We start from the raw sequence: 23909 nt of genomic DNA on the forward strand, positions 1-23909 counted from the left end.
AACGTCTGATCTGATGCAATCCGCGATCGATCTCGCACGCCCAGGCTTGCCGGCCGACGCCACGGCCGTGCGGGCACGTCGTTGGTCGGTCTCATGGATTGCGTTGGCTGCCGTCTTTGTCTCGCTTTTCGCGCTGCTGCCGCTTGCCTTCATCGTCTGGGTGGCGGTGCAGACCGGCTGGGAAACGGTGGCGGCGCTGGTGTTCAGGCCGCGCGTCGGCGAACTTCTGGTCAACACCAGCCTGCTGGTGGTGTTGGCGGTGCCGATCTCGATCGTGCTGTCGGTCATGCTGGCCTGGCTGACCGAGCGCAGCGATCTGCCGGGTGCCCGCCTATGGGCCTGGCTGTCGGTGGCGCCGCTCGCCATTCCGGCCTTCGTCCACAGTTACGCCTGGGTCACCATGGTGCCCAGACTGCACGGCCTGTGGGCCGGCGTGCTTGTGTCGGTCATCGCCTATTTCCCCTTCCTTTATCTGCCGGTGGCGGCGGCATTGCGCCGGCTCGATCCCGCTCTCGAGGATGCAGCGGCAGCCCTTGGTCTCGGCCCGTGGCGTGTGTTCAGGCGCGTCGTGCTGCCGCAGCTCCGGCTCGCCATTTGCGGCGGCTCCCTGCTGGTCGGCCTGCATCTCCTGGCCGAATATGGGCTCTATGTCTTCATCCGCTTCGACACCTTCACCACCGCGATCGTCGACCAGTTCCAGTCGACCTTCAACGGTCCCGCCGCCAACATGCTGGCCGGCGTGCTGGTGACCTGCTGCCTTGTGCTGCTCGGGCTGGAGGTGCTGGTGCGCGGCGAGGAGCGCTATGCCCGCGTCGGTTCGGGTGCTGCGCGCCAGCAGCAGCGCACGGGCCTTGGGCGCGCCACCATTCCTTGCCTGCTGCTGCCTGCCATTACCACGCTGCTGGCGCTCGGCGTGCCGTTCGCCACTATCGGCCGCTGGCTCATGGCCGGCGGCGCCGATGTCTGGCGGCTCGACGAGATCGGCCTGGCGCTTGGCCAAACGCTGTTCCTAGCAATTGCCGGCGCGCTGCTCGCCACCGTCGCGGCAATGCCGATGGCGTGGATTTCGATCCGCGCGCCGGGGCGGCTGCAACGCGTCCTGGAGGGCTGCAACTATATCGTCGGCGCGTTGCCCGGCGTTGTCATCGCCCTGGCGCTGGTCACCATCGCCGTGCGTATCGCCATGCCGCTCTACCAGACCCTGTTCACCATCCTGGTCGCCTATGCGCTGATGTTCCTGCCGCGCGCTCTGATTAGCCTCAGGGCGTCGATCGCACAGGCGCCGGTCGAGCTCGAACGCGCCGCCTCCAGCCTCGGCCGGTCGCCGCTCAAGGCGCTGTGGTCGACGACCATCCGCCTGTCGGCGCCGGGCGCCGCAGCCGGCATGGCGTTGGTCGCGCTGGGTATCATGAACGAATTGACCGCAACCCAGATGCTGGCGCCCAACGGCACCCGCACGCTGGCCATGGCGTTCTGGTCCTATAGCGGCGAGATCGACTATGCGTCGGCGGCGCCTTATGCCCTGATCATGGTGGCGATGTCGCTGCCTTTGACCTGGTTGCTCTACGTCCAGTCGAAGCGGATGGCCGGGCGATGAGCTTTCTCGAGCTGAGCGGCATCCACAAGCACTACGGGCCCGTCGCAGCACTTGCCGGCGTCGACCTCAGCGTGGCCAGCGGCAGCCGTACGGCAATCGTCGGGCCGTCCGGTTGTGGCAAGACCACCTTGCTGCGGCTGATCGCCGGCTTCGAGGCGCCGGACCAGGGCCGCATCGTGCTCGATGGCGAGGTGCTGGCCGATGGCGACACGGCCGTGCCGGCGCATCGCCGCGGCATCGGGCTGGTGGCGCAGGACGGCGCTCTATTCCCGCATCTGAGCATCGCCGCCAATATCGGCTTCGGCATGGGGCGTCACGAGGAAAAGCGCAGTGAGCGCATCGCCGAGCTCGCCTATGTCGTCGGGCTGGACAAAGGTATCCTGAAGCGCCGTCCGCACGAACTCTCCGGTGGCCAGCAGCAGCGCGTCGCGCTCGCCCGCGCCATGGCCATGAAGCCGCGGCTGATGCTGCTCGACGAGCCGTTCTCGGCGCTCGACACCGGCCTGCGCGCCTCGATGCGCAAGGCCGTGGCCGAGCTCCTTGAAACCGCCGGCATCACCACCATCCTGGTCACCCACGACCAGGCCGAGGCGCTGTCATTCGCCAGCCAGGTCGCGGTGATGCGCGACGGCAAATTCTCGCAGGTCGGCACGCCGCGCGAGCTCTATTTCAAGCCGAAGGACAGGATGGTCGCCGAGTTCCTTGGCGACGCCATCGTCCTGCCGGCAAGGATCGCCGATGGCTTCGCCATCTCGCCGCTCGGCCGCATCGCTGTCGACAGCTCGGAGCGGCGCGACGTCGCCCGCATCATGCTGCGGCCGGAGCAGGTGTTGCTGAAACGCACATCGCGTGAAGGCATGTCCGGCACGCCGGACATGCTGTTCGGCGAGGTGACGGATTCGGAGTTCGCCGGCTCGATGTGCACCATCGCGGTGCGTCTGTTGAACAGCCCCGATCCGCCCGACGCCGCCGCCATCGGCAATACGCCGTTGATCCTGCGCAAGCCGGGCATGGACGCGCCGGCGATCGGCGAGATCGTCCGGCTGACCGTGTCGGGCAAGGCGCATGTGTTTGCATGAACGGTTTTGCGCAAGGCCGACTTCAATCGACCCGTTTGCCCGCCTGATCGAACCAATGCAGCTTTTCGGACCTGGCCACGACGCGCAATTGGTCGCCTGGCTTGGCGCTGGCGCGGCCTGAGACGCGCACCACGATGCGGCTGCCGGCTGCCACGCAATGGAGAAAGCTTTCGGCACCGACCGGTTCGACCGCTTCCACTGTTGCCGGCAGCGCGAGCGCGCCGGCCGGCGCCTCTGCCGCGAAGGTGATGTCGGCGTCCTCCGGACGAAAGCCTAGTGTCACTGCCTTGCCCTGTCGAGGCGCCAAGCCAATCACAGTACCGTCCGCCAATACCGAGCTTGGGGAGGCCCCTGTGAGCGCCAGCAGATTCATCGGCGGTGCGCCTATGAACGAAGCGACGAAGGTCGAGGCCGGTTTCTCGTACACATCAAGCGGCGCGCCGGTCTGCTCGACCAGGCCGGCGTTCATGACGACGAGGATGTCGGCCAGCGTCATCGCCTCAAGTTGGTCGTGCGTGACATAAACCGAGGTGACGCCAAGCGAGCGCTGCAAATTCTTGATCTCGACGCGCATCTGCCCGCGCAATTTCGCATCGAGGTTGGACAAGGGCTCGTCGAACAGGAAGACTTTCGGGTCGCGCACGATGGCACGGCCCATGGCGACACGCTGGCGCTGGCCGCCGGAAAGCTCGCGCGGGCGCCGGTCGAGAAGCGCCGAAAGCTCCAGCACCTTGGCGGTCGAACGCACCCTGCTGTCGATCTCGTCCTTCGGCGTGCCGCGGTTGCGCAGGCCATAGGCCATGTTGTCATAGACCTTCATATGTGGGTAGAGCGCGTAATTCTGGAACACCATGGCGATGTCGCGCTCGGTCGGGCCAATGGCGTTGACCACCTTGCCGTCGATGGCGACTATCCCGGCCGAAATGGTCTCCAACCCGGCGATCATCCTCAGCAGCGTGGACTTGCCGCAGCCAGAGGGGCCGACCAGCACGCAAAGCTCCTTGTCGGGAATGGCGATGGAAACGCCCTTCACGGCTTCGATGCCGCCGGGATAGACCTTCTTCACATCCTTCAGATCCACGGTCGCCATCAGCTTCTCACTTTTCGGATTCGACCAGACCGCGCACGAACCAGCGTTGCATCAGCACGACCACCAGGATCGGCGGCACGATGGCCAGCATTGCCGTGACCATCACGAGGTGCCATTGGGTGTCGGCATCGGCGAAGGAAACCATCTTTCTCAGCGCGATGACGATGGTGTTCATGTCGTTGCTGTTGGTGACGAGCAGCGGCCAAAGATACTGCGTCCAGCCATAGATGAAGAGGATCACGAACAGCGCGGCGATGTTTGTCCGCGACAGCGGCACCAGAATATCGAAAAAGAAGCGCCATGGCCCGGCACCGTCGACACGCGCCGCCTCGACCAATTCGCCCGGTATGGTCATGAAGAACTGGCGAAACAGCAGCGTTGCGGTGGCCGAGGCGATCAGCGGGACGATCAGGCCGGCATAGGTGTCGATCATGCCGAGATCGACCATCACCTTGTAGGTCGGCAGGATGCGCACCTCGACTGGAAGCATCAAGGTGATGAAGATCAGCCAGAAGAAGGTCATGCGCAGCGGAAAGCGAAAGAACACGATCGCGTAGGCCGACAGGATCGAGATGAAGATCTTTCCCACCGCAACGCCGAGCGCCATGATCGTGGTGTTGAGGAGCAGCCTGCCGACGCTGACCCCGCCGATACGACCGATGCCGCCGAACAGCGCCTCGCTGTAATTGTTCCATAGCTGGCCGCCGGGCAAGAGCGGCAGGGGCGGCCTGAGGATCGTTTGCAGCGTGTGCGTCGAGGCAACGAAGGTGTAGTAGATCGGAAAAGCCACGATCAATATGCCGAGGATGAGCACGGCATGGGCGATGAAGGTGCGGAGCGGGGACTGGCCGATCATCGCTGCCCTCAGCCGTAATGGACTTTGCGTTCCACATAGCGGAACTGGATCGCTGTGAGCGCAATGACGATGGCCATCAGGATGACCGACTGCGCCGCCGAATCGCCCAGGATCAGATTGACGAAGCCGTCATTGTAGACCTTGTAGACCAGCGTCTCGGTCGTCTTGCCCGGCCCGCCGCCGGTGACGGCATGAACGATGCCGAACGTGTCGAACAGGGCATAGACGGTGTTGACGACCAGCAGGAAAAAGGTTGTCGGCGCAAGCAGCGGGAAGACGATGGTCCAGAAGCGCTTGGTTTCGCCGGCGCCGTCCATGGCCGCCGCTTCGATCAGCGTTTTCGGCACCGCCTGCAGGCCGGCGACGAAGAACAGGAAGTTGTAGCTGATCTGCTTCCAGGCAGCAGCCGACACCAGCAGGATCATGGCGTGGGTGCCGTTGAGCAGCGGGTCCCATACGATGCCGAGGCTTCTCAGCAAATAGGCCAACGAGCCGATCGAGGGATTGAACAGGAAAAGCCAAAGCATGCCGGCAATCGCCGGCGCCACGGCGTAAGGCCATATCAACAGTGTGCGGTAGAGGCCTTTGCCGCGCACGGCCTTCTCGGCCATGACCGCGAGCACCAGGGCCACAACCATGGCAACGATCGCGGTCGCAAGAGAGAACACTACTGTGACCTTGATCGAGTTGAGGTAGGCCGGATCGGCCAGCACCTTCCGGAAATTGGCAAACCAGACAAACCGGCTCCTCAGCCCGAACGGGTCTTGCCTGAGCATCGACTGGTAAAGCGCCTGACCGGCCGGCCAGTAAAAGAAAACCAGGGTGATGGCGAGTTGTGGCGCCACCAGCAGGTAGGGCAGGATCTTGTTGGGAAAGACGACGCGTGGAGACAGGCTGATTTCCCTCGCTATCCAGGTATCGCCCACGCGAGCTCGCGCGGGCGATATTCCAACCGACTAACCGAGATAATCCCGTCAGTTCTCCAGCGCTTCCTTGATCGCGGCGTTGCCGCGCGTGACCGCATTGTCGAGCGCCTGCTGAGCGGTTTGTTGGCCGGCCAGCATCTTCTCCAGCTCCTCGTTCTGGATATCGCGCACCTGCGGCAGATTCGGCAGGCGCACGCCCTTCGAGTTGTCGGTCGGCGCCTTGCCCGTCATCTGCAGGATGGGTGTCTCGCGGCCGGGGTTTTTGTCATAGAAGCCTGATTTCTTAGTCGCCTCGTATGCCGCAAGCGTCACTGGCAGGTATCCCGACTTCTGGTGCAGATATTCCTGCACATCGGTCTTGGACAGATAGGCAAAGAAGGCCGCGACGCCCTTGTATTCCTCGTCCGACTTGTTGCCGAACACCCACAGGCTGGCACCACCCGGCGTCGTGTTCTGTGGTGCGCCCTTGGCGTCGGTATCATACGGAAGCTGGCCGATGCCATAGTTCATGCCGGACTTGACGATATCGCCGAGGCCGCCCGACGATTCGGTGAAGATGCCGCATTCGCCGGCGAGGAATATCTGCTTGGCTTCGGAGGTGCGTCCGCCATATTTGAACGTGCCGTCCTTGGCCAGGTCAGCTAGCGCCTGGAAGTGGTTGACGAAAATCGGCGCATTGATCTTGAGTTCGACATCACCGCCGGCCAGGCCATTCTGCTGGGTGGCCCAAGGCACGTCATTCCACGCCGCGAAATTCTCCAGGTGGATCCAGGTCAGCCAGGTCGAGGTATAGCCGCAAGGGGCGGCGCCGCTCGTCTTGATCTTCTTGGCAGCTTCCCACACCTCGTTCCACGTCTTGGGCGGATTGTTCACGTCGAGGCCTGCCTTCTGGAAGATGTCCTTGTTGTAATAGAGGATGGGCGAGGAAGAGTTGTAGGGGAACGATAGCATGGTGCCGTCCGGCTTCGAATAATAGCCTACGATGCCGGGCAGATACTGGCTCTTGTCGAAAGTCATCCCGGCGCCGGTCATCACATCGGCCACCGGCTTTATCGCACCCTCGGCCGCCATCATCACGCCGGTGCCGACGTCGAACACCTGGAGGATATCGGGCGCCTGGCCGGCGCGGAAAGCGGCGATGCCGGCATTCAGCGTCTCCGGATAGGTGCCCTTGAACACCGGAACGAGCTCATAGTCGCTCTGGCTGGCGTTGAAATCCTTGGAGATCTTGGCGACGACCTCGGCGTTGGCGCCGGTCATGGCGTGCCACCAGCTGATCTGCGTGACGGCGAAGGCGGAGGTGGTGGAAAGCAGGGTCAAGGTGGCGGCGATACCGGCCGCAAAGCCGAAGAACTTCATGTTTCATCTCCCGTTTGTCATTGGCGAAAGGGGGCACCTCCGCAAAGCCAATATGTGGCGCTGATGACAATCGGACAACGGTTTTGTTGCGGATCAATGAACACCATTTCTTCCTAAAGTGCACTCGCTACCGAAAGCGCGGCGTCAGAAACGACATCACCGCCTTGTCGGCGCAGCGGCATCGGTTTTCCCCCGAAAAGACCCGCCTCATGGCCCGCGGGTTAACCATTCGTTAAAATCTCCAAGAGCTAATCCGTCACATCTCTCCTGTTAGTTTTGGCAGACCGAGTGAACCAGGATGCTGACGGTCTATAATTGTATCGTAAATCAGCACGACCTGAGACTGGTTGCGCTCGCCGCGCTCGTCTGTGGAATTTCTTGTTTCTCAGCAGTTAATCTCCTTAGGCATGTCGGCCGATCGACCGAGCGAAACCGGCTTGTCTGGCTGATGATCGCCGCGGCCTCGACCGGGTTCGGCATATGGGCGACGCATTTCATCGCCATGACCGCGTTTACGCCGGGAATACCGAACGCATACAATCCGGGATTATCCGCCTTTTCGCTTGCCGCCGCCGTTATCATGACCGCGCTTGGGATGTGGGTCGCCACCTTGCGCCGCGGCATCGACCATTTCCTCGTCGGTGGCGCCATTCTGGGCGGCGCCATCGCGACGATGCACTACATCGGCATGGCAGCTTTCGAGGTCGAAGGCCGGGTCGTATGGAACCTGCTCCTTGTCGCGATATCGCTTCTGGCCGGCGTGACCCTCGCGGCACTGGCGCTCCTTGTCGTCTTGCGCCGTCCGTCAGCGCTCGCGACTTTCGGCGGCGCCGCGCTTTTGACGCTGGCGATTTGCAGCTTGCATTTCATCGCGATGGCCGCGGTGTCGATCATTCCGGATTCCTCGATTGAAATATCCGAACATTCCATCGAGCCCATTTCCCAGGCCTTTGCCGCAGCGGTCGCCAGCCTGATAATCCTTGTGCTATCGGGTGCCGCGCTGTGGATCGACCTGCGCTTTCGCCGCCAGAAGCTCGAGGCCGATCGCATGCACGATCTCGCCAATGCGGCGGTGGAAGGTCTGATCGTTTGCGATGGCACCCGCATCGTCAGCGCCAATGACAGTATGGCGAAGCTGACCGGAACAGCGACAGCCACCCTGAACACGATGCAATTCGGCGAGCTTTTCGACGGACAGAGCGCAGCCGATATGTCCGGCTTCGGCGAACAGGCGCAGGAAGCGAAGTTAAGGGGCAGCGACGGGGCGAGAATTCCTGTCGAGCTGATCGCCAGGAAAATCACCTACTGCGGCAGGCCTCATACGGTGCTTGCCGTTCGCGACATCCGTGAGCGCAAGAAGGCAGAACAAGAGATCCTCCGCCTCGCGCATTTCGATCCGCTTACCGGGCTTGCCAATCGGCGGAGCTTTTCTTCCCGGCTGGAAGCAGAATTCGCCTCGATGGATCGTGGCGGCAAGGATGGACATCTGGCGCTCCTGCTGCTTGACCTTGACCGGTTCAAGCAAGTCAACGACCTCTATGGCCACGGGGCCGGCGATGCTATGCTGCAGAAGCTGGCGCACTGCATTTCCGGCATCCCGCGCCACGGACAGATGCTCGCGCGTCTCGGCGGCGATGAATTTGCCATCATAGCTCCGAACCTCCCCGACCCCCTGGCCGCAGGCCGGATAGCCGAGGACTTGCTGGCGGCGATCCGGGAGGAAAACAGGGTTTCGGTCGGCTCCGGCCTCGTCTCGGCCAGCATCGGCATCGCCTTCTTTCCGCTGGATGCCGAAGACCAGGCCGGCCTGATCAGCCATGCCGACACGGCACTCCATCGCGCCAAAACCGAAGGCAGGGACACTTATCGGTTTTTCGAGATGGCCATGGGCACCGCGGCCCGCGACAAGCGCGTGATGGAGCATGAATTGCGCCAGGCGATCGCCCGCAAGGAGTTCCACCTCGTCTATCAGCCGCAGAAGGAGATCCGCGGCGGCAGGATGATCGGCTTCGAAGCCCTGGTCCGTTGGCAGCACCCTGAGCGGGGTGACATTTCTCCGGCCGTTTTCATCCCCGTGGCCGAGGACAGTGGCGCTATCGCGCAGATCGGCGACTGGGTGCTGACGACGGCTTGTAACGATGCTGTTCGCTGGACAAACCCGCTGATGGTCGCCGTCAACGTCTCCGCCGTGCAACTTCACAATCCGAACTTCAGCCGCAAGGTGCACGACGCATTGACGAGATCCGGCCTGGCCCCCGGCAGGCTCGAACTGGAGATCACCGAAACGGCCCTGGTGAAGGACATGCCGCGCGCGCTGGCAACCTTGAGGCAGGTCAAGGCGCTTGGCGTGCATGTGGCGATGGACGATTTTGGCACCGGCTATTCTTCGCTGTCCAACCTCAGCGCCTTTCCCTTCGACAAGATCAAGATCGACGGGTCGTTCATCAAATCGGTCGACAAGAACGCCCAGTTCGCGGCGATCGTTCGCGCCGTGCTGGGGCTTGGACGCGGTCTCGGCTTACCGGTTCTGGCAGAAGGCATCGAGACGCCGGGTGAATTGCAGTTCCTGGACGCCGAGGCTTGCGAGATCGGGCAAGGCTACTACCTCGGCAAACCGGCTCCGATCGAGACATTCGGGGAACTGACGGGCGTGGCCGCTCCGGCAATCCGCACCGCCAGCCGACGCGGCGCAAGCATTGCCGTGCTCAAGCCGCGCCTGCGCACGGTCTGAGCCTATCCCGGCTGAAGCGCCGCCTCGACCAGACGCTTGGCATCCGGCCCCGACCATTCGGCCGGGCCATTCATATGGGCGATCAGGCAGCCTTGCCCATCGATCAGCATGGTGACCGGCAGACCGAGCGCCAGGCCGCGCGTCTTGACGTCGTTGAACAGCGCCATCGTGGCATCGCGATAGTAGCCGAGCGACTTGACGCCGGTGTCCTCCAGGAACTTCTTCGGTTTGGCATCGTCGCCGGCATCGACGTTGACGGCAACAACCTGAAACGCATCGCTGCCCATCTCCTTCTGCAGCGCATCGAGCGCCGGCATTTCGGCGCGGCAAGGTGCGCACCATGTCGCCCACAGATTGAGCAGCACCGTCTTGCCGGCATGATCGGCGATCGTCGTCGGCTTGCCGTCGGGGCCGTTGAAGGCAAGGCTTTTCAGCGATTGCGGCGGATCCGCCGGCAAAAGCGCGGCAACCTGGCCGGTGGCAGCGGCGGCGATCTTCTTGGCACGGTCGGTCTTGGCGGCGCAGGCGACGTCGTCCTTGCCGCCGCCGGCGGCCACTTGCGCGGGCGCCTTGTTGCCAGAACTGCTTTCCCTGACATATACCGCGACCGCGCCGGCCAGCACGCCCGCAACCAAAGCGGCGAGGATGAGACGCAAAGCCGGGAAAAATCTATTGCCGTCTGCCATTTTTGAAAAACTGCTCCGGAGCACGGGTTATAGCGATGAACGACAAGAAGGCCAGCAACCAGATGTGGGGCGGACGTTTTGCCTCGGGTCCGGCCGCAATCATGGAAGCGATCAACGCGTCGATCTCGTTCGACCGCAAACTCTATGCGCAGGATATTCGCGGCTCGATCGCCCATAGCCAGATGCTGGCGCAAACGGGCATTATTTCGGCGGCCGATCAAGAAAAAATCGCTCACGGGCTGAACACGATCCTCGCAGAGATCGAGGCCGGCACCTTCGAGTTCTCGACCAGGCTGGAAGACATCCACATGAATGTCGAGGCCCGTCTGGCCGATTTGATCGGCCCCGCCGCCGGCCGCCTGCATACCGCCCGCTCGCGCAACGACCAGGTGGCGGTCGACCTCAGGCTGTGGGTCAAGGACGAATGCTTTCGTGTCGCCGAGGCGCTGAAGGGCCTGATCACGGCGTTCCTGGATCGGGCCGAGGAGCATGCGGCAACGGTGATGCCGGGCTTCACCCACATGCAGGCGGCGCAGCCGGTGACCTTCGGCCACCACTGCATGGCTTATGTCGAGATGTTTGCACGCGACCTGTCGCGCGTCCGCGATGCGATTGAGCGGATGGATGAAAGCCCGCTCGGCGCCGCCGCCCTTGCCGGCACCAGCTTTTCCATCGACCGGCACCAGACGGCGAAGGCGCTTGGCTTCCGCGAGCCGATGCGCAATTCGCTCGACAGTGTTTCGGACCGCGATTTCGCGCTCGAGTTCCTGGGCTTGGCGGCGATCTGCGCGACGCATCTGTCGCGGCTGGCCGAAGAGATCATCATCTGGTCGACGCCGCAATTCGGCTTCGTCAGGCTATCGGATAGTTTCTCGACGGGTTCGTCGATCATGCCGCAGAAGAAGAACCCGGACGCTGCCGAACTGGTGCGCGGCAAGACCGGCCGCGTCACCGGCCATCTCGTCGGCCTGCTGACGGTGATGAAGGGCATGCCGCTGACCTATGGCAAGGACATGCAGGAAGACAAGGAATCCGTCTTCGACGCGGCCGAGACGCTCGACCTGATGCTGGCGGCAATGACCGGCATGGTGCGCGACATGACGGTGAACACTGCTGCGATGAAAAAGGCGGCCGGCGCCGGCTATTCGACTGCGACCGACCTCGCCGACTGGCTGGTGCGCACGCTCGGCCTGCCGTTCCGCGAGGCGCACCATATCACTGGCCGGGCGGTGGCGCTGGCCGAGGACAGGAAGATCGGGCTCGACAGGCTTTCGCTGGAGGATCTGCAGTCCATTCACCCCGGTATCAGCGCCGACGTGTTTTCGGTTCTTGCCGTGCAGAATTCTGTAAAGAGCCGCACGAGCTTCGGCGGCACCGCGCCGTCCGAGGTGCGCAAGCAGATCCGCTACTGGAAAAAGCGGCTCGCCAAGGCGTAAGACGCGGGGTGCAATGGCCGCAAAACTCGGCTAGAAGCGGCTGCGGGCAACAGTTTCGGACGGATGGCACGATGACCGGAAGCAGGATTTTGGTGACGCTGACGCTGCTGGCGGCAATGGCCACCGTTGCGGCCTGCGGCAGGAAGGCTGCGCTCGACACGCCGTACGCGGCAGCCGTGCAGGCCCGCAAGGACGCCGAGAAGGCCAAGCAACCTTTGCCGCCGGAGCCGGAAAAACCTGTCGAGGACAAGAAATTCATCCTCGACCCGCTGCTCTGATTTCGGACCAATCTCGTGAACCATTTCGACTACCGCGACGGCGCGCTGCATGCCGAGGACGTGGCGATATCAGACATCGCCGCCAGCGTCGGCACGCCGTTCTACTGTTATTCAACGGCGACGCTGACCAGGCATTTTCGCGTCTTCACCGAGGCCTTTGCCGGGCTCGATGCTCTCGTCTGCTATGCCATGAAGGCGAATTCCAACCAGGCCGTGCTGAGGGTGCTGGCAAGGCTCGGCGCCGGCGCCGACGTGGTCTCGGAGGGCGAATTGCGCCGCGCTTTGACGGCCGGCATCCCGGCAAGCAAGATCCTGTTTTCGGGCGTCGGCAAGACCGCTCGCGAAATGGATTTTGCGCTCTCGGCCGGCATTCTCTGTTTCAACGTCGAATCCGAACCGGAGCTGGAGCTGCTGTCGGCCCGCGCCACCGCGCTGGGCAAGATCGCGCCGATCTCGCTGCGCATCAATCCGGATGTCGACGCCAGGACGCACAAGAAGATTTCGACTGGGAAGGCCGAGAACAAGTTCGGCATTCCGTGGCAGCATGCGCGGAAGGTCTATGCGCGCGCGGCTGAGCTGCCGGGCATCAAGGTCACCGGCATAGACACCCATATCGGCAGCCAGATCACCGAATTGCAGCCCTTCGACGACGCCTTTGCGCTGCTGGTGGAGCTGGTCGGCGCCTTGCGCTCCGACGGTCATGCCATCGAGCACATCGATGTCGGCGGCGGCCTTGGCATTCCCTACCGCGTCGACAACAACCCGCCGCCTTTGCCCGATGCCTATGCCCAGATCGTCAGGAAGCATGTTGCCAAACTTGGGCTGAAAGTGACGTTCGAGCCAGGCCGGCTGATCGTCGGCAATGCCGGCATCCTGGTCTCGCAGGTGATCTTCGTGAAGGAGGGCGACGCCAAGAACTTCCTCGTCGTAGACGCCGCGATGAACGACCTGATCCGGCCGACGCTTTACGACGCTTTCCACGACATCAGGCCGGTGGCGCAGCAGCCGGCCGCTGCACCACGCATGAAGGTCGACGTCGTTGGCCCGGTTTGTGAGACCGGCGACTATCTCGGGCTCGACCGTGACCTGCCCCGGCTGAAATCCGGCGACCTGATCGCTGTCTCCACCGCCGGCGCCTATGGCGCCGTTCAGGCCGGCACCTACAATACCAGGCTGCTGGTACCGGAAGTGCTGGTCGACGGCGACCGCTTCCACGTTGTGCGCCCGCGCCAGACCTATGACGAGCTGATCGGACTGGACTCGGTGCCGGACTGGTTGGAGTAGAACTCTGCAGCTACAGCCGGTGCTGAATGAGCGCCCTGGTCTCGGCGATTCTGTCCTCATTCCGGCGATAGAATATCCACTGCTTGATGCGCTTGCTGCGCAAAAGCCCTGCCTGGGTGAGCACGCGCATATGCTCGCTGAGCGTTGCCTGGGTGATCCCCAGCTTTTCCGCGATCAGCAGCGCGCAGACGCCGTCCTCGACCAGATCGCCGTCCGTCTGCGACGGAAAATGCGCTCGCGGGTCCTTCAGCCAATCGAGGATCTGCAGCCTGCGCTCGTTGGCGATTGCTTTGAAGACATCGATCTCTTGCATTTAGGCACTTTGCCAAGTTACTAAGTTATGTCAACTCTGAATGTCAACTCTGGGAGTGAAAGCATGCTGCACGGCCACACGATCACACGCGAGCGCATTGCGGCGATAGAACCCCGCATCCGGCCCTTCGTGCGCCACACGCCGGTGCTGCGCGTCGACATGGCAGATTTCGGCCGCCCGCCTCTGCCTGTCGACCTGAAGCTTGAGTGCTTGCAGCATTCCGGCTCGTTCAAGGTACGTGGTGCGTTCACCAACCTCCTCGAACGGCCGGTTCCTGCGGCCGGCGTCGTCGCCGCATCGGGCGGCAACCACGGTGCGGCCGTCGCCTATGCCGCCATGCGGCTCGGCCACAAGGCGACCATCTTTGTTCCCGAAGTGAGCCCGCAGGCCAAGCTGGACCGCATCCGCGGCTACGGCGCCGAGCTGATCGTCGGCGGCGCCCGTTATGCCGAGGCGCTGGGTGCCAGCGAGAGCTTCGCCGAAAAATCCGGCGCGCTGCAGATCCACGCCTTCAACCAGGAGGAGACGCTGGTCGGGCAAGGCACGCTCGGCCTCGAGATCGAGGCCGACCTGCCGAAGCTCGACACCCTGCTGGTCGCCGTCGGCGGCGGCGGGCTGATCGGCGGCATCGCTGCCTGGTTTTCCGGCCGCATCAGGATCATCGCGGTCGAGCCGGAGGGTGCGCCGACGCTTCATCGCGCCTTCGAGGCGGGCCGACCCGTCGACGCGCCGGCTGAGGGCATCGCCGCCGATTCGCTCGCGCCAAAGCGTGTCGGCGAAATGATGTTTCCTATCGCCGAGGCATTCGTCGAGCGCTCGATCCTGGTCGGCGACGACGACATTATCGCCGCCCAGGCGGCGCTGTGGGACCGCGTGCGAATCATCTCCGAGCCGGGCGGTGCGGCCGCCTTCGCGGCGCTCCTGTCCGGCCGCTACGCACCGGCTGCAGGCGAGCGCGTTGCCGTACTGGTCTGCGGCGCAAACGCCAATCCGGCGAAATTCTGACAATATCCGGGGCATTATTGTTCACGTTTTGGGGAACCGCCTCGCCTTCGCCGTGTTTGTTGGTATCCTTAGGGCGATGTGCATCCGCTTGGACGCACGAAGTACGCGCTAAGATTTTAGGTCTTCGCATCGTGCTTCCCGAAAATCGACTTTTCGGGCCCATGCGATAGACTCGTGAGGCCTGGGCTATCCCGCCCGGCCAGGAAGGGCCGATGACACAACGACCCATTTTCACCAGCGATCGCAGTCTGGCCAGGCGCCTTGCCTTGAGCCGGCTGGGGACGCAGGTCTCGATAATCGTCGAACGCGGCTGGCCATTGCTGCTGCCACTGATCATCGTCGCCAGCCTGTTCCTCAGCATTTCGTGGCTCGGCCTGTTCCCATTTTTGCCCGATCTGGCGCGGATCGGTCTTATCACGGCATTCGGCGTCGCAGCGCTTGCCGCACTCTATCCACTGCGTTTCTTCCGCACGCCATCCAGTGCCGAGGTCGACCGCCGCATCGAGGCGGCCAACCGATTGCTGCACAGCCCGGTGCAGGTCCAGACCGATCGCCCGAGCGGCAAGGAAAGCATTTTTTCGCAAGCCCTGTGGCGCGAGCATCAGCGGCGCATGGCGGACCGGCTGGGCGAGCTTGGCGGCGACGTGCCGCGCACACGCGTGCCGGAACGCGACCCGTGGGCGCTGCGCGCCGTTGCCGCGCTTTTGTTGGTCACTGCCTTTGCCTTCTCCTTCGGGCCATCGGGCGGCAGGCTGAGCGACGGTTTTGTTGCCCGTGCCGCCCGCGACGTCGTGCCGCCGCGCATTGATGCCTGGGTGACGCCGCCGGCCTATACCGGCAGGCCGCCGGTATTCCTGAACGCCCCGGTCCTGGCCAACAACGCCACTCAAGCGCCGCCGGCCTTCACGGTTCCGGAGGGCAGCGATGTGTCGCTGCGCGTCACCGGCGGTTCGGGCGAGGAAACGCTGAGCTACGCCGACACCGACGGCAACACCCGCGCCATCGATCCGACCGGGCCGCAAGCCGCCAAGACTGAGGCAAGTCCGACAACGCCTTCCACCGTGCGCCAGTTCAGCGGCAAGTTAACGGCCGACGGCACGCTGACGCTGCAGTCCAGCGACGGCGAGCTCGGCCGCTGGGCCTTCGCCATAATTCCCGACAAGCCGCCGCAGATCCGCTTTGTCGGCGAGCCGAAGCGCGCCGTCAACGGCGCCTTCGAACTCAACTACCAGATCGACGACGACTATGGCGCGGCCTCCGCCAAGGCGGTTTTCGCATTGGCCGATCCGCAAGTGCCCAACGCGCATCCGCTCTATGGCCCGCCGGAAATGCCGCTGACGTTGCCGCGCCGCGGCGGCAAGGCCAATGCCGCTAAGACGACGAAGGATCTGACCGACCATGTCTGGGCAGGTGGCAACGTCAAGCTGTCGCTTGTCGCCACCGACGGTGCCGGACACACGGCGACCAGCGAAACCAAGACGCTGGTGATGCCGGAGCGGCCATTCTCCAACCCGTTGGCGCGGGCTGTGGTCGAGCAGCGCCGCATACTGGCGCTCGACGCCTATGCCAAGGACCGCGTGCTCGACCTGATGGATGCAATCACGCTCAGGCCGGAAGACACGTTCGACAACATGGCGCACTACCTCGCCATCATGAGCGCCCGCACCCGGCTGAAGATGGCAGACAGCGACGACCAGTTGCGCGACGAGGTCGCTTACCTCTGGGAGATCGCGCTCGGCATCGAGGAAGGCAATCTGTCGGCGGCCGAGAAGCGGCTGCGCCAGGCGCAGCAGGCGCTGCAGGACGCGATCAAGAACGGCGCCAGCGACCAAGAGATCGAGAAGGCGATGAAGGAACTGCGCGAGGCGATGAATCAGTTCCTGCAGGAATTCGCGGCGCGGGCGCAGCAGAATCCGAATGCGCCACAGATGCAGCAGAACGGCCAGGAACTGCGCCAGAGCGACATCGACCGCATGATGGACCAGATCGAGAACCTGGCGAAATCCGGCAATCGCGACCAGGCGCAGCAATTGCTGTCCGAGTTGCAGGACATGATGAACAATCTGCAGGCAGGCCGCCAGCAGCAAGGCGGCCAGCAAGACAGCGAGATGCGCCAGCAGATGGACAAGCTGGGCGAGATCATGCGGCGCCAGCAGGAGATGATGAACGACACTTTCCGTATGGACCAGATGCAGCGCGGCCAGCAACAGCGCGGGCAGAACCGCGACGAGCAGCTCGGCGAGAACGGTGAGCCAGGCCCGATGGGCGAAGAGGGCAAGCCCGGCCCGGGTGACGACCGCGATCCGCTCGGCCGGCCGAACCCGATGACGCCGCAGGAATTTGCTGACGCGCTGAAGCAATTGCAGGAAGGCCAGGGCAAGCTGCAGAGCGAGCTCGATCAATTGAGGAAGAGCCTCGAAGGCATGGGCCTCGACCCCAATGAGGGGTTTGGCGAGGCCGGCAAATCCATGGGCAATGCCGAACAGGCGCTCGGCGAGGGCGAAGGCGACCAGGCCGTCGGTCACCAGGGCCGCGCATTGGAGGCCTTGCGCAGGGGCGCCAAGGACATGATGAAGCAACTGCAGGCGATGCAAGGCGACCAGGGCGGCAACGGCCAGGGCGGACGCCAGCAGAATGCCGACCGTGACCCGCTCGGGCGGCCCCGCACCAGCGAGGGTCCCGACGACGGAAGTTCGGTGAGAGTGCCCGACGAGATCGACATGCAGCGTGCCCGCCAGATCCTCGAAGCGATCCGCAAGCGGCTCGGCAACGCGCTCAGCCCCGATATCGAGCGCAGCTATCTGGAGCGGTTGCTGGAGCTGAAGTAAGGCTGCCCCCCAATATTCGGAAGATCGCCGTGCGGTCCGTGGAGGCCGCCACCGCCGGACTGAGCGGCACGTTTTAACGGTTGGTGAACGCCTCGCGGATCGCCTCTTCCATGCCGTCGATGGCCTCGCCGGAAGCGTTCGGATTGCGCCGCAGCACCACGTTCGAGGAATCGATGTCGCCGAACCCGTCGGCGGCCGTAAGCTCGCGGCAGCCGGCCGGGATGTTGCTGCGCGAGATCGGCGCAATCGCCAACCCGGAGGTGACGGCGAGCCGCAGGCCGCCATTGGTATCGCTGGTGTAGGCGACACGATAGGCGAGACCGCGCTGTTCCAGCGACTTTATAGCGAAATCCTTGCACCAACCGGCACGGTTGTAGAGCGCGATCGGCACCGGCCGCTCCTCATGCATGTGATGCAGCTCCGACGTCACCCATACGGTCGGGTCATGCATCAGCACCTCACCGCCTGACAGATCCTGCCATTCGAACACCACCGCCAGATCGAGCTCGCCGGCGGCGAGCGCCGCGATCTGCGCACCGGAATGCGCGTAGCGGACGGTGATGTCGACCTGAGGATGGCGCTTGGCAAAGGCGCCGAGTGCCCGCGACAGGATCGCGTGGCCATATTCCTCCGGGATACCGATGCGCACCGGCCCGCCAAGCGGCGCCGCGACCATCGATGCCGCCGTCTCGTCGAGCAGTGAAACGATGCGCCTGGCGTTGGCGATGAGTTCGCCGCCGCGCTGCGTCAACGCTACACCGCGCGACCCGCGCTCGAACAGGCTGTCGCCGATCATGCCTTCGAGCCTCTTCATCTGCATCGAGACCGCCGACTGGGTGCGGCCGGCCCGCTCCGCCGCTTTGGTGAAATTGCCGGTGTCGGCGACCGCCACGAAGGTGCGCAACAGGTCGCTGTCGAGATTGGGTCGCATGTGCCCGCCATAAGAAAATCTGATTGCTGGCATCATTCCAATTCGTTTGCAACATGTCAAACGGCGGACGATAGTCGCCTTACCCATTGGATATGCGGCCGCGAAATCGGCTGCGGACCAATCAAAAGTGTCCTCACTCGTACCCGCTGCCCGAAACGGTGGCGGGTTCTTTTTACCCGGATGCAGGCCTGCTTTCGGCCGCGCACGCGGGAGACAGGAGCGCCTATGCAGAATCGGCTTGTGCTCGGCATCCTCAGCCTCTGTCTCGGCGTGCTGGTCTTTTCGCTGCAGGACCCGCTGGTCAAGGCGGTGTCGAGCCACTATCCGGTCACCGAGGTGATGGCGATCCGCTCGATCGTCGCCCTGCCGATCCTGGTTTTCCTTGTCCACGCCGATGTCGGATTGCAGGCAATCCTGTCGAAGCGGTTCGGCATGCTGACGATGCGCGCCTTCATCCAGTTCACCTCCTATACGGCCTACTACCTGGCAATCGCCGCCCTGCCGCTGGCTGACGCGGTGGCGCTCTATTTCATGGCGCCGCTGTTCATCATGGCGTTGGCCGGCCCCTATCTCGGCGAACGCGTGTCCTGGCAGGCGCTCGCCACCGTCCTGGTCGGCATGCTCGGCGTGCTGGTGATGGTGCGCCCGGGCGCCGGCTTGTTCGACTGGGCAGCGCTGCTGTCGCTAGGTTCGGCTCTGCTCTACGGTTTCTCGCAGCTGATGGCACGCAAGATCGGCGACACCGAATCCTCGACTGTCATGGCTTTCTATCAGAACGGCGCTTATCTGGTCGGCGCCGCATTTGTGGCGGCATTGTTTTGGCTGGCAGGCATTGACCACGCCGTGCATCCGAGTCTCGAATTCCTCGTCCGGCCATGGGTCTGGCCGGCGACGCCGGATCTCCTCAAGATGGGGGCATGCGGCTTCGTTGCCTCGGCCGGCATGATCCTGTTGTCGCAGGCCTACCGGCTGGCGCCCGCCAACAGCGTCGCCACCTTCGAATACACCGGTATCATCTGGTCGCCGCTATGGGGTTTTCTGTTCTTTGCCGAAGTGCCGCGACCAGCGACGGCGGCGGGCGCAGCCCTCATCATCGGCGCCGGCCTGTTTGCCCTCAATGCCAGCCGGCGCCTGAGCGGCGCGCCAGCCATTACGGCGACCTGCGACCCTGCCTGAAGGCGGTCGGCCTTGGGCTTTAGGCGAAGCAGGCGAGCGCCTGTTCGACGCGGGCGCGGATTTCAGCCAGCGTGAACGGCTTTTGCACGACGTCGAGAATAATGCCGTCCAATTCCTCGGCGCGCTCGCGCTGGTCGGCATAGCCGGTCATCAGCATGATCTTCATCGCCGGGAACAGCGCCGCTGCCGCCTTGGCCATCTTGATGCCGTCCATCTCCGGCATGCGGATGTCGGACAGCACAAGGTCATAGCTCCCTTGCGCCGCCCGGATCAGAGAAAGGCCATATGCGCCGTCGGCGGCAACAGTGACATTATGCCCGGCACGTTCGAGCGCACGAGCGGCGAGAGTGCGGACGGATTCATCGTCCTCGACGATCAGGAGCTTTGCCATGGGCAGCATATTTGGCGGGGAAAAGTTGATGTTTCCTGAAGGCGCCAAGGATCGATGAGGCCTTTTCAGAATTCGCTCCGCCGAGTCAGATGGCGTGGTTTTCGAGAACCGGAGCGGAGCGGACGTTCGAGTCCGCGAGCACCGACAGGTGGCCGCCGGAGTAGAACTATCAAAAGGCCTCAGGCGTCGCCCTTGACGATGCCGACGAACGGCAATTCGCGAAACGCGTGGGCGACGTCCATGCCATAACCGACGACGAAATAATCGGGGCAGTCAAAGCCGACATAGTCGGCGTTGAGCGTGGTCTGGCGGCGCATGCGCTTGTCGAGCAGCACGGCGATGGCACAGCTCCTCGCGCCGCGCGACAGCATGAGGTCGCGGGTGAAACTCAGTGTCTTGCCGGATTCCAGAATGTCGTCGATCAAAAGCACATCGCGGCCGGCGACCTCGTTGTCGATGTCGCGCAGCACCCTCACCTCACCGCTGGTCATGCCGGCGCCATAGCTGGAGATGAAGATGAACTCGACCTCCGGCGACAGGCCGACATCGTGCATGGCACGGATAAGATCGGCGGCGAAGATGAACGATCCCTTCAGCACCGAGATTACCAGAAGGTCGTGGTAGTCGTGCCCGGCGATCTCCTTGGCAAGTTCCAGGTTCCGCCGCGCGATGGCGGACGCCGAAAACAGGACTTCGATGTCCTTGCCGCGCACAACTGGCATTGGCTGCCCTTCCAGAAATGATCGCCTTGTAGGCGAAGCCGACCGAAACGGTCTTCAACCTGTTTCTAGGCATGTCGAGCCGGCTGGCAAGGCCAAATCTTTCGCAGGACGCCCGCGAACGGTCGGGTGTCCGCAGCGCGTAGCGGATCGTTTATCTGGTGACCTGTTGATTTTCTGGCGCCGCTCTAACGAACCAGCGCATGGCCGCCCGAAATCCAGAAGGCGGCAAAGGCGGCACCGACGCCGACAATCCAGAAGATCGGCCCACCATGCACCCACAACGGCCGTTCGACGGCGGTTTCGGGCTTGCGCAACATGTCCATGCCTTCGATCGAAGGCATGGACATCATGCGCGCAGGCGGCGGCGCAAAGTCTGGACGTGTAAAATGGCGGGGCAGCACCTCATAATCGGCATCGATAACCTCGGCGGTCAGGTCGCGCATGATGCGTTCCGGCTCGGCGGCCGGATCGGTCATGATTTCGCCGGAAACCGGGCGCGCGGTTCGATCCTCAGCCATCATGGCCCAACACTACCGCACCTGTTCGCTTTTCGTTTCTTTTGGGTAAACGGAAATGGTTAACGCTTCCCCACCGGAACCCCTGTGACTCGCTCGAAAAGCCCCCAAATTAACCGTCGGTTAACCATGCCGGCCGATGGTCTTTCCACAGAAAGGGCTGGCATCTTGCCGCCGAGAATTTCAGGTCGTCGAAAGTGATCCGCTTCGAAAATGTCGGCCTCCGCTATGGCATGGGTCCGGAGATTCTCCGCGACATCTCCTTGCACATTCCGGAGCGCTCCTTTCAGTTCCTGAGCGGACCTTCAGGCGCCGGCAAGACGACGTTGCTGCGGCTTTTGTTCATGTCGCTGAAGCCGACGCGCGGCCTGATCACCATTTTCGGCAAGGACCGCTCGCGCATCTCGCGTACCGAATTGCCGCATCTGAGACGTCGCATCGGCGTGGTGTTCCAGGATTTTCGCCTGCTCGACCATATGACTACCTACGAGAACGTGGCCTTGCCGCTGCGCGTGCGCGGCCGCGAGGAGGCGACCTATCGCACTGACGTCACCGAGCTGCTGAAATGGGTCGGCCTCGGCGAGCGCATGCATGTGCTGCCGCCGGTGCTGTCTGGCGGCGAGAAGCAGCGCGCCGCCATCGCCCGGGCGTTGATCGAGCAGCCCGAGATCCTCCTCGCCGACGAGCCGACCGGCAATGTCGACCCGCCGCTGGCACGACGCTTGCTGCGGTTGTTCATCGAGCTCAACCGGCTGGGCACCGCCGTGGTGATCGCCACACACGACCTCGGCCTGATGGAACAGGTCGACGCACGGCGAATGATCCTGGCCGGCGGAAGGCTGGACATCTATGACTGAGCTCTCCGTCGAACATTTCGAGGGTCAGGACGCCGCGGCGGCAAAGCCCCGCGTCCAGCGCAAAATGGCGCCGATCGTGCCGGCGCAGAACATCGCCGGCCGGGCGCTGGTGCTGGTCATCGCCATCATGACGTTTCTGTCCTGCCTGACGTTTGGCGCCGTCACGCTGGTGCGTGACACCGCCTCCGTCTGGGAGAACCAGATCTCGCGCGAAGCGACAATCCAGATCAAGCCGGTCGACGGCCTCGACATGGAGGCCGCACTTGCGCTGGCCTCGCAGATCGCCGGCGAATTCCCTGGCGTGAAAAGCGCCCGGATCGTCGACCACGAAGCGACGGCCCGGCTGCTCGAGCCTTGGCTGGGCTCGGGCCTGAACATCGATGAGCTGCCGGTGCCGCGCTTGATCATCATCACCATCGACGAGAATAGTCCGCCCGATTTCGCCGCACTGCGCGCGGCGATCACGCCGAAGCTGCCGAGTGCCTCGCTCGACGATCATCGCACCTGGGTCGACCGGCTGGTTGCCATGGCCCGCACCACGGTAACGATCGGTGTCGCAGTGCTGGCGCTGATGCTGTCGGCGACGGTGCTGACCGTTGTGTTCGCAACGCGCGGCGCCATGGCCGGCAATGGCCACATCATCGAGGTGCTGCATTTTGTCGGCGCCGAGGCGCGCTTCATCGCGCGCGAATTCCGCCGGCATTTTCTGGTCACCGGCATGAAGGGCGCCGCGGCAGGCGGCGCCGCGGCGATCCTGGTCTTCATCGTCTTCTCCTGGTGGTCGTCACGCAACATGGCAACGCCGCAGGCCGACCAGGCGACCGCCCTGTTCGGCAATTTCGCCATCGGCTCGGCGGGTTATCTCGGGGTCGCTGTCATGGTGCTGGTGATCGGCGCGCTGACGGCGGCAACCTCCCATTTCACCGTGGTTACCTATCTCAGCGACATCGACATTCGCCAGCCGGACGCCGGCTAAAGGAAAGATCGATCACGGATGGAAACGCATCGTCACGAAAATTGCATTTTTTTCCTACCAAAGGCCGTATTTCGGGATTAACCATTTCATGATGGACGTTCGGGACTCGACCGATACCGCTGGATGCATGCCAGTGCTGGTTGCGCGCCCGCCTGTATTCGCCGAGCCTGATGAATTTGCCAAGCCGGATCAGTTCGCCAAACATGGGCGGCTGCTGGCAGCCCGCTCCTTGCGCATCTCGGCTCTCCTTCTGCTCGCCTTTATGGCGCTGTTTGTCGCCGGCTTCGGCTGGTTCGCCAATACCGTCAGCCGCCTGACTACGCCCGCCAATCCGGCAAGGGCCGACGCTATCATCGTGCTGACCGGCGGCCAGTCGCGCCTCGACGCTGCGATGGGCCTGCTTGCGTTAGGCAAGGGCGAGCGGCTGCTGATCAGCGGCGTCCATCCCTCCGCCAGCCGCCGCCAGCTTCAGGCCGCGACCGGCGGCGACAAGAGGCTGTTTTCCTGCTGCGTCGACATCGACCGCGCCGCGCTCGACACGATCGGCAATGCCGAGGAAAGTGCCAAATGGGTCGAGGACCATGCCTACGGCACGGTCATTCTCGTCACCAATAATTATCATATGCCGCGTAGCTTGCTGGAAATGGGCCGGCTGCTGCACGGCGCCAGGCTCGAGCCCTATCCGGTGGTCAACACCAACCTCGAGAATGGCGGCTGGCTGACCAAGCCGGAAGCGCTGCGCGTGCTGTTCACCGAATACAACAAATACCTGCTGGCGCTGGCGCGCGGCATCATGCCGGTGAAGCAATCGCCCAACGGCGTCACGCTGGCCGACGCCGCGGGCGGAAACTGAACGGCACCGGCACTTTTATT

22 protein-coding genes are annotated in these 23909 nt (G+C 63.5%); 12 read left to right on the forward strand and 10 right to left on the reverse strand.

Annotation, left to right across the window (positions count from 1 at the left end; all coding sequences use genetic code 11):
- Positions 1-13 precede the first annotated feature (13 nt).
- Both NKH16_RS09355 and NKH16_RS09360 read left to right on the forward strand, forming a co-directional pair.
- Positions 14-1597: an ABC transporter permease gene (locus tag NKH16_RS09355; protein WP_352577202.1), complete on the forward strand. Its 1584-nt coding sequence runs from the start codon at positions 14-16 to the stop codon at positions 1595-1597.
- On the forward strand, positions 1594-2676 hold the full coding sequence (locus tag NKH16_RS09360; RefSeq protein ID WP_352743791.1) for an ABC transporter ATP-binding protein: 1083 nt from the start codon (positions 1594-1596) through the stop codon (positions 2674-2676). The genes NKH16_RS09355 and NKH16_RS09360 overlap by 4 nt, the downstream gene beginning before the upstream one ends.
- Before the next feature lie 22 nt (positions 2677-2698).
- On the opposite strand, the gene ugpC is transcribed toward NKH16_RS09360, so the two are convergent.
- From ugpC to ugpB, 4 genes are all read right to left on the reverse strand, one after another.
- The gene (ugpC, locus tag NKH16_RS09365) at positions 2699-3766 is read right to left on the reverse strand and encodes a sn-glycerol-3-phosphate ABC transporter ATP-binding protein UgpC (RefSeq protein ID WP_352743789.1); all 1068 of its coding nucleotides are present in this window, start codon (positions 3764-3766) and stop codon (positions 2699-2701) included.
- Positions 3767-3773: 7 nt separating this feature from the next.
- Complete coding sequence (gene ugpE, locus NKH16_RS09370) at positions 3774-4622, reverse strand: sn-glycerol-3-phosphate ABC transporter permease UgpE (RefSeq protein WP_352570555.1); 849 nt, start codon at positions 4620-4622, stop codon at positions 3774-3776.
- Positions 4623-4630: 8 nt separating this feature from the next.
- Complete coding sequence (gene ugpA / locus NKH16_RS09375; protein WP_352822090.1) at positions 4631-5515, reverse strand: sn-glycerol-3-phosphate ABC transporter permease UgpA; 885 nt, start codon at positions 5513-5515, stop codon at positions 4631-4633.
- Positions 5516-5596: 81 nt separating this feature from the next.
- Positions 5597-6907: a sn-glycerol-3-phosphate ABC transporter substrate-binding protein UgpB gene (gene ugpB, locus NKH16_RS09380; RefSeq protein WP_352743787.1), complete on the reverse strand. Its 1311-nt coding sequence runs from the start codon at positions 6905-6907 to the stop codon at positions 5597-5599.
- A 298-nt stretch (positions 6908-7205) separates the two neighbouring features.
- Here ugpB and NKH16_RS09385 point away from each other — a divergent pair, with 298 nt between their 5' ends.
- Positions 7206-9638, forward strand: a complete 2433-nt coding sequence (locus NKH16_RS09385) for a bifunctional diguanylate cyclase/phosphodiesterase (protein WP_352743786.1) — start codon at positions 7206-7208, stop codon at positions 9636-9638.
- A gap of 2 nt (positions 9639-9640) precedes the next feature.
- Here NKH16_RS09385 and tlpA read toward each other — a convergent pair whose 3' ends face one another.
- Positions 9641-10324 carry a thiol:disulfide interchange protein TlpA gene (gene tlpA, locus NKH16_RS09390; protein ID WP_023677933.1) on the reverse strand — a complete coding sequence of 228 codons (684 nt, stop codon included), beginning with the start codon at positions 10322-10324 and terminating at the stop codon, positions 9641-9643.
- A gap of 35 nt (positions 10325-10359) precedes the next feature.
- Here tlpA and argH point away from each other — a divergent pair, with 35 nt between their 5' ends.
- The 3 genes from argH (at position 10360) to lysA (ending at position 13322) form a co-directional block, all read left to right on the forward strand.
- Complete coding sequence (gene argH, locus NKH16_RS09395) at positions 10360-11760, forward strand: argininosuccinate lyase (protein WP_023677932.1); 1401 nt, start codon at positions 10360-10362, stop codon at positions 11758-11760.
- Positions 11761-11831: 71 nt separating this feature from the next.
- Positions 11832-12038: a hypothetical protein gene (locus NKH16_RS09400; protein WP_023677931.1), complete on the forward strand. Its 207-nt coding sequence runs from the start codon at positions 11832-11834 to the stop codon at positions 12036-12038.
- Between the two features lie 15 nt (positions 12039-12053).
- Positions 12054-13322, forward strand: a complete 1269-nt coding sequence (lysA, locus tag NKH16_RS09405; protein ID WP_352743783.1) for a diaminopimelate decarboxylase — start codon at positions 12054-12056, stop codon at positions 13320-13322.
- Between the two features lie 10 nt (positions 13323-13332).
- Here lysA and NKH16_RS09410 read toward each other — a convergent pair whose 3' ends face one another.
- On the reverse strand, positions 13333-13635 hold the full coding sequence (locus tag NKH16_RS09410) for an ArsR/SmtB family transcription factor (RefSeq protein ID WP_352646661.1): 303 nt from the start codon (positions 13633-13635) through the stop codon (positions 13333-13335).
- Between the two features lie 63 nt (positions 13636-13698).
- Here NKH16_RS09410 and NKH16_RS09415 point away from each other — a divergent pair, with 63 nt between their 5' ends.
- Together NKH16_RS09415 and NKH16_RS09420 are read left to right on the forward strand one after the other, a co-directional pair.
- Positions 13699-14640, forward strand: a complete 942-nt coding sequence (locus NKH16_RS09415; protein ID WP_352743781.1) for a threonine/serine dehydratase — start codon at positions 13699-13701, stop codon at positions 14638-14640.
- Between the two features lie 212 nt (positions 14641-14852).
- Positions 14853-17468: a TIGR02302 family protein gene (locus NKH16_RS09420; protein WP_352743779.1), complete on the forward strand. Its 2616-nt coding sequence runs from the start codon at positions 14853-14855 to the stop codon at positions 17466-17468.
- A 73-nt stretch (positions 17469-17541) separates the two neighbouring features.
- Here the strand turns inward: NKH16_RS09420 and NKH16_RS09425 are convergent, their stop codons facing one another.
- The gene (locus tag NKH16_RS09425; protein WP_023677927.1) at positions 17542-18399 is read right to left on the reverse strand and encodes a LysR substrate-binding domain-containing protein; all 858 of its coding nucleotides are present in this window, start codon (positions 18397-18399) and stop codon (positions 17542-17544) included.
- A gap of 225 nt (positions 18400-18624) precedes the next feature.
- Between NKH16_RS09425 and NKH16_RS09430 the strand changes: the two genes are divergently transcribed.
- On the forward strand, positions 18625-19575 hold the full coding sequence (locus NKH16_RS09430) for a DMT family transporter (RefSeq protein ID WP_352743777.1): 951 nt from the start codon (positions 18625-18627) through the stop codon (positions 19573-19575).
- 19 nt (positions 19576-19594) lie between these two features.
- Here NKH16_RS09430 and NKH16_RS09435 read toward each other — a convergent pair whose 3' ends face one another.
- The 3 genes from NKH16_RS09435 to NKH16_RS09445 form a co-directional block, all read right to left on the reverse strand.
- Positions 19595-19966, reverse strand: a complete 372-nt coding sequence (locus NKH16_RS09435) for a response regulator (RefSeq protein ID WP_352743775.1) — start codon at positions 19964-19966, stop codon at positions 19595-19597.
- Positions 19967-20145: 179 nt separating this feature from the next.
- A complete protein-coding gene (hpt, locus tag NKH16_RS09440; RefSeq protein WP_352743774.1) occupies positions 20146-20688 on the reverse strand; it encodes a hypoxanthine phosphoribosyltransferase in 543 nt (180 codons plus the stop codon).
- A 185-nt stretch (positions 20689-20873) separates the two neighbouring features.
- The gene (locus tag NKH16_RS09445; RefSeq protein WP_352743772.1) at positions 20874-21164 is read right to left on the reverse strand and encodes a hypothetical protein; all 291 of its coding nucleotides are present in this window, start codon (positions 21162-21164) and stop codon (positions 20874-20876) included.
- A 236-nt stretch (positions 21165-21400) separates the two neighbouring features.
- Here NKH16_RS09445 and ftsE point away from each other — a divergent pair, with 236 nt between their 5' ends.
- From ftsE to NKH16_RS09460, 3 genes are all read left to right on the forward strand, one after another.
- Positions 21401-22060: a cell division ATP-binding protein FtsE gene (ftsE, locus tag NKH16_RS09450; protein WP_023677923.1), complete on the forward strand. Its 660-nt coding sequence runs from the start codon at positions 21401-21403 to the stop codon at positions 22058-22060.
- Positions 22053-23036 carry a cell division protein FtsX gene (locus tag NKH16_RS09455; protein WP_352743770.1) on the forward strand — a complete coding sequence of 328 codons (984 nt, stop codon included), beginning with the start codon at positions 22053-22055 and terminating at the stop codon, positions 23034-23036. The genes ftsE and NKH16_RS09455 overlap by 8 nt, the downstream gene beginning before the upstream one ends.
- A gap of 262 nt (positions 23037-23298) precedes the next feature.
- Positions 23299-23889: a YdcF family protein gene (locus NKH16_RS09460; RefSeq protein ID WP_502898855.1), complete on the forward strand. Its 591-nt coding sequence runs from the start codon at positions 23299-23301 to the stop codon at positions 23887-23889.
- The last annotated feature ends 20 nt before the right edge of the window (positions 23890-23909 follow it).

This window comes from Mesorhizobium sp. M1307 (assembly GCF_040318155.1).
GTDB lineage: Bacteria > Pseudomonadota > Alphaproteobacteria > Rhizobiales > Rhizobiaceae > Mesorhizobium.